General features: G+C 67.8%; 7 protein-coding genes. All 7 read right to left on the bottom strand.

Going from position 1 to position 5,683, the window contains the following annotated elements; all coding sequences use genetic code 11:
- Nucleotides 1–419: 419 nt before the first annotated feature.
- The 7 genes from ACGFU7_RS47460 to ACGFU7_RS47430 all read right to left on the bottom strand — a co-directional run bounded on the left by ACGFU7_RS47460 (nt 420) and on the right by ACGFU7_RS47430 (nt 5,591).
- Entirely contained in the window at nt 420–569 is a 150-nt protein-coding gene (locus tag ACGFU7_RS47460; protein ID WP_393704973.1) for a hypothetical protein, read from the bottom strand.
- A gap of 203 nt (nt 570–772) precedes the next feature.
- On the bottom strand, nt 773–2,218 hold the full coding sequence (locus ACGFU7_RS47455) for an MFS transporter (RefSeq protein WP_393704972.1): 1,446 nt from the start codon (nt 2,216–2,218) through the stop codon (nt 773–775).
- A 47-nt stretch (nt 2,219–2,265) separates the two neighbouring features.
- Nucleotides 2,266–3,489, bottom strand: a complete 1,224-nt coding sequence (locus ACGFU7_RS47450) for a beta-ketoacyl-[acyl-carrier-protein] synthase family protein (protein ID WP_393704970.1) — start codon at nt 3,487–3,489, stop codon at nt 2,266–2,268.
- Entirely contained in the window at nt 3,486–3,767 is a 282-nt protein-coding gene (locus ACGFU7_RS47445; RefSeq protein WP_393704968.1) for an acyl carrier protein, read from the bottom strand. The genes ACGFU7_RS47450 and ACGFU7_RS47445 overlap by 4 nt, the downstream gene beginning before the upstream one ends.
- 67 nt (nt 3,768–3,834) lie before the next feature.
- Complete coding sequence (locus ACGFU7_RS47440; RefSeq protein WP_393704967.1) at nt 3,835–4,179, bottom strand: hypothetical protein; 345 nt, start codon at nt 4,177–4,179, stop codon at nt 3,835–3,837.
- Between the two features lie 19 nt (nt 4,180–4,198).
- Nucleotides 4,199–4,777 carry a hypothetical protein gene (locus ACGFU7_RS47435; RefSeq protein ID WP_393704966.1) on the bottom strand — a complete coding sequence of 193 codons (579 nt, stop codon included), beginning with the start codon at nt 4,775–4,777 and terminating at the stop codon, nt 4,199–4,201.
- A 94-nt stretch (nt 4,778–4,871) separates the two neighbouring features.
- Nucleotides 4,872–5,591, bottom strand: coding sequence for a TenA family transcriptional regulator (locus ACGFU7_RS47430; RefSeq protein ID WP_393704965.1), 720 nt, complete (start codon nt 5,589–5,591; stop codon nt 4,872–4,874).
- Nucleotides 5,592–5,683 lie beyond the last annotated feature (92 nt).

Below are 5,683 nucleotides of genomic sequence, written 5' to 3'. Positions count from 1 at the left end.
CTCCACCTCGCCACGCATACGCGAGGAACTCCCACGCGGAACATGCATACCCGTCAACATCACAACAACACCGTCAAGAAACGGATTCACAGCCACAGCCCCACACCCACCCCTACCTCAGACCCCGACCCGGACCCCGGTGACCGGAGGGCAACCCCGAACCACGCACCATCCGTCCCGCGACCACCACGGTCACACACACCTCGAACGAAACACGCGGGCCCCAAAGACGCCACCACGAGTGAGGACGTCACGCCGTGACCGACACCGGGAGAACAGAACACCGCACTACCACCACGCACACCCCCAACCAGACCCGCCACGAAACCAACAACCATCCTACTCAACGCAGTTCAGCCCGGATCGCGGGCCATGTCTCCTCCTGCCAGACGAGTCGAGGCAAGAGATGTCGCGATCGATCAGTTGAGAACCTGGACCTCACCGACCGCAGCAGTCCAGGCGGCCTGGCGGGTCTCGGTGAACTCTCCGCCATCACCAAGGGCCGACGCCTTCCACGTCACGGTCCAGGTCGCGGTCGCGGCGCCCTGATAGCACTCCGTCCGGCTCACCAGCCGACGGGGCCCCGCAGGGAATGGGGGCATCTCGGGTCCGGGCCACGAACCGGATCACCTCGCCGCCGTCCGACACATCATCGATGACCAGCGCCGAGAGTCCTGAAAACACCGTTGCCACAAGGGAGTTGACGTCTCGCAAATGACGTCAACGACGCCCGTCACCTGCCGTCACCACCGATTACGGAACAGAGCCAAATTCATGACACTCCCATTTTCTGCGAGCCCTTACCGAAGTCACCAGTCTGCTCGCGCCGGGCGATGCCCGCCGGTAGCGGTCGCCGTCGGGCGGGTGGCTCATGGGGGACGAGCAGTATGAGGAAGGCTGCGGTGGTGACCGCGGCGGCGCCGGTCCACAGGGCGGGGGTGAGGCCGTGCATGAAGTGGGATGCGGTGTCCAGGTTGCCGTGGGCGGTGAAGACCGCGGTGAGGATGGCGATACCGAGGACGCCGCCGAGCTCGCGTACGGCGTTGCTGACGCCGGAGGCCATGCCCTGGTCAGTGTGGGGGACGCTGCTCATGACGAGGTGGGCGAGGGGAGCAAAGTACAGGGACATGCCGATGCCGCACAGGGCCATGGGGGCGATAACGGTGGTGTAGGCGGTGTGGACGCCGAGCGTTGAGGCGAACCAGGCCAGTCCGGTGGCCATGAGGACGAGTCCGGTGGTGACGACGGGTTTGGCGCCGATTTTGGCGGCGGCCAGGCCGCCCAGCGGTGCGGCCAGGATGGGCATTGCGGTCCAGGGCAGGGTGCGCAGGCCTGCGGCGTAGGGTGAGTAGCCCTCGATACCCTGCAAATATTGGGTGAGGAGGAAGATCGACCCGAAGATACCGAGGAAGGTCAGCAGGCTGACGGCGTTGATGGTGGCGAAGGTGCGGCTGCTGAAGAGGCGCAGCGGCGCCATCGGCCAGGGATGTTTCCGTTCGTGCAACAGGAACGCGGTGAGGAGCAGCGCGCCGCCGGACAAGCCGCAGAGCACGTTGAGGCTGGTCCAGCCGTGCTGGTTGCCGTTGACCAGTGCGTAGACGATGCTGAACAGGGCGGCGCTGGCCAGGATCGTGCCGAGGATGTCGAGGCGGTCGTTCGGACCATGGCTCTCCATCAGCCGCAGGCGGACCAGGGGCAGTAGCAGGAGGCCGACTGGGACGTTGACCAGGAAGATCCATTGCCAGGTGCTGTGCTGGATGATGAAGCCGCCGACGACCGGGCCGAGCGCCACGGCCAGGCCGTTGATGCCGCTCCATATGCCCAGGGCCACGGCGCGTCGTTCCGCTGGGACGGCACCTGTGAGCAAGGTCAGTGACAGGGGCAGGAGGGCCGCGGCGCCGGAGCCTTGCAGGGCCCGGGCGGCAATCAGCTCGCCCGAGGTGGAGGCGAGCGCTGCGGCCATGGAGCCGGCGGTGAAGAGGGCGATGCCGCACATGAAGATGCGTCGGCGGCCGAAGCGGTCTCCCAGAGCGGCTCCGGTCAGGAGGAGGACGGCGAAGGTGAGGGTGTAGGCGTTCACCGTCCATTCCAGCGACGGGAGGTCGGCGTGGAAACGGGTGCGGATGGTGGGCAGCGCGGTGATGACCACCAGGTTGTCCAGGCCGGACATGAAAAGGGCCACGCTGGTGAGGACCAGCGCCCATACTGTCTGGGACACGCCGGTAGGTGGCGCCGCCCTTGGCGTTCCTCGTCGTTCGGCCCGGTTCACGCGGCGCGCAAAACGAGTACAGCGTTTTGTCCGCCGAAGCCGAAGGAGTTGCTCACCGCCGCTGCCATCCGGACGGGCCGGGGGACTCCCGCGACGACGTCAAGGTCGATCGCGGGGTCCAGGCGTTCCAGGTTTGCGGTGGGCGGGATCAGTTGGTGCTCCAGCGACAGGAGTGTGGCGATGGCTTCCAGCGCGCCAGCGGCGCCGAGGGTGTGACCGAGCACCCCCTTGTTCGCGGTCACCGGTGGCGGACTGCCGAACACGCGGCGCAGGGCCACATTCTCGGCCAGGTCGTTGTGGGGGGTGGAGGTGCCGTGAGCGTTGACCTGCCCGATGTCGCCTGGTTCCAGTGCGGCGTCGCGCAACGCGGTACGCATCGCCTGCACCGCTCCGTCACCTTCGGGGTGCGGGGCGGTGAAATGGTGGGCGTCCGTGGAGGCGCCGTAGCCGATCAGGTAGCCCCGGATGCGGGCCTGTCGGGCTCGGGCGTCCGTGGCACGCTCAAGGACCAGCACTCCGGCGCCCTCGGACAGGACGAACCCGTCCCGCGCGGCGTCGAACGGGCGGGAGGCCGAGCGCGGGTCGCCGACGCGCTCCGACCGGGCCCGCATCCGCCAGAAGCCCGCCGCGGCGGCGGGTGTACGGCCGGATTCGGTTCCGCCAGTGATCGCGATGTCGCAGGCACCGGAGCGAAGGAGGTCGCGTGCCACGCCGATCGCGGTGGTGCCCGAGGCACAGGCGCTGCTGGTGGTGAAGTTCGGTCCGGTCGCGCGCAGATCCATTGCGATTTCGCCGGCGACCACGTTGGGCGCGCTGCGCGGGATCATGAGCGGGCTGATCTTCTGGAGCCGGCCTTGGCGAATGTGGTCGAAGGTGGCGTCGTAGTGCTGGAGGCTGTTGGACCCTACGCCCAGCACGACCGCGACACGTGCGGCGTCCCAGTCGGTGGGGTCGAGCGCGGCATCGGTCACGGCTTCGCGGGCGGCCACCAGTGCGAGGTGGGTGAAGCGGTCCAGACGCCAGCTCAGGCGGCGGCCCAGCAGAGCGTCCGCGTCGAATTCGGGCACACGACAGGAGAAGTCGACGGCCATGCCTGCCAGGTTCGGGTCTGTGACGGCCAGGGATGTGCCATCGGCCAAGGCCTTCCACAGGGCGTCCGCTCCGGTGCCAGCCGGGCTGACCGCGCCCGCTCCGGTGACGGCCACCTCGGTTGTGTTCACGGTACGATCGGCGCGTTACTCGGCGCCTGCACCGCCCCACCGTTTGAGGGGGCCGTGGCGGCTTCTTCGAGGTACCGGGCTGCCTGCGCCAATGTGCCGACGGTGTCGATGCCCTCGGCGTCGATCCCATAGTCGTCCTGCAGGACCAGGGCAAGCTCGATCATGGACAGTGAGTCCACGCCCAGGTCTGTTAAGGTTGCCTCGGGGTGGACCGACTCCGGGTCCAGGCCCAGATGTGAGATCAACACCTCGGACATCTTCTCGTACATCGCGGTCATCCGCGTCCCTCCGTGTCTCGTGCGGGCGCCTTGCCCGACTCTTGCTGCTGTCCCGAGCAGGCCGGGTTCAGATCTCCGAGGTGTTGATGCTCCACGGCCTGGCGGGCTCGAGTCCCGAGCCGTAGACGGTCGCGGGCGCCGACACTGTGTGCGGGACGCCCAGGTGCGTGCGCAGGGCGTCCGCGTCCGATGCGTCCACCGCGGTGAAAAGGGCCGGGTGGCCGTGCGCGGCCGCTGTGACCAATGCCGCGCGCAGGAGCGCGGCTCCCTCACCGGGAGTGCGGTAGGCGAATTCGGACAGGTGGGCGCTGCGTAGTTCGCCGTCCTCGGCCAGAAGACGCTTGGCCTTGCGGGTGTCCTCCACCAGTCCGCAGGCCGAGGCGTCGGGCGTCACCAGGGAGACCGGCGTCATGTGGGAGCGTTGGGAACAGTCACCAGCCGGTGTGGCGTACCCGCCGGTGGTCCAGCGCCGGAAGCAATCTGCCGTCGCCGTGGCTGTGCTGCGGAAGGCGATGGGGGGAGGACATGTGCGGCGGTGGGGATGCGCAGTACGACGACGTGGCCGATTTCGGTGAAGGCGGGAATGCCGAGCCGGCCGGAGTAGGCCGGGGGCGGACTGGGGTGCCGCCCATCACGACGCTGAACATGGATGTGGCCCGGTCTGCGTTCACTGCCAGGCCGGCGCGCATCAGCCGCAGCAGAGTCAGCCCTCCACGGGCGGACGGAAGGACTTTGAGGTCGCCCAGGTAGCCCGCGATCCCCTCGCGGCCGTCAGGCGATCGCAGTCGCCGCAGGGCCGCGCCAAGTGTGCCGTGCACCTGGCCCTCGCGTTCGGCGACGAATACGGCGCACTCGCCCATCGCGCGGAAGAACCGTGGGTAGTCCGGTGCGTGAGAGATCCGGAATGTGCCATCGGAGCCCAGAGGGTAGGTGAACTGCTCCTCGAAAACCTCGAGCGCGGCGGCCAGTTCAGATGATGGCGGTCCCTGCAGCGTGCGGACAGCGGTCACGCGTATCTCCGGAGACGGAACGGGTGAAGGCGCATGTAACGGCACCGACTCGGCGCCGCCGCTGGCGGGACGCCGTGCTGGCCGACGTGGGCGTTCATACGGCGCGTCGTGGCGGTCCATGGCCGTCATGATCAACGTTCAACCGCCGAGGACATATAGACTCGGTGTAGAGGCGGTTGAAGACGTACGCGCCCAGGTTCAGTCCCTGCTCGATGCGGCGGCGGCCGTTCGGGGCGTCGTAGGAGGGCTCGACGAAGGTGAAGAAGTCTTCAGCGTGCCGTTCGTCGATCTCGGCGTGGAGTGCGTAATGGACGAGGTCGTCCTTGGCCACCCAGCCGCGCTCCACCACAGACCGGCCGATCGAAGCGGAGATCTGGGCGAAGGCGTGCTCGATGACACCCATACAGCTGATCGCTACGGGCAGGTCCTCCAGCGTGCACAACGAGGAGAGGACGCTGTTGAAGGCATGCACAGCCGACGAGACCGTCAGCGCGTCCAGGTGTGCGGGATCGGCGCTGCCGATACTGGCCAGGAATCGGCGGAATGTGGCGTGGTGGAATGCGTGGGGTGCGAAGTCACCGTGCTCCTCCACAATATTGCGCAGGATCCCCACGCGGTCGCCGGGGGCCTCGATCCGCGAGATCAGCGAGGCCATGGGCCGGGCGAAGTAGGTGACGGCGAAACCGAACTGCTCCTGGCTGGCGCGGAAATCCTCCAGCGCCAGGCTGCCGTCCTCCAGTGCCAGCAGGTACGGGTTGTTGATGATGTCCACATGTGTGAGGGCCTGGTCGGCAAGCGCCGTGACGCGGGGCACCCAGGGGCATTGCGTGATTGGGATTGGTCCGGTTCGCCGGTCTCGTGAGTGACGTGGCGTCATGTCCGTTGTGCGGTAAGGGGCCTGGGAGA

The sequence above is a fragment of the Streptomyces sp. NPDC048473 genome, from assembly GCF_043200155.1.
Classification (GTDB): Bacteria; Actinomycetota; Actinomycetes; order Streptomycetales; family Streptomycetaceae; genus Streptomyces.
The sequence above is the reverse complement of the archived record's forward strand: the minus strand, read 5'-3'. Positions and strand labels throughout refer to the sequence as shown.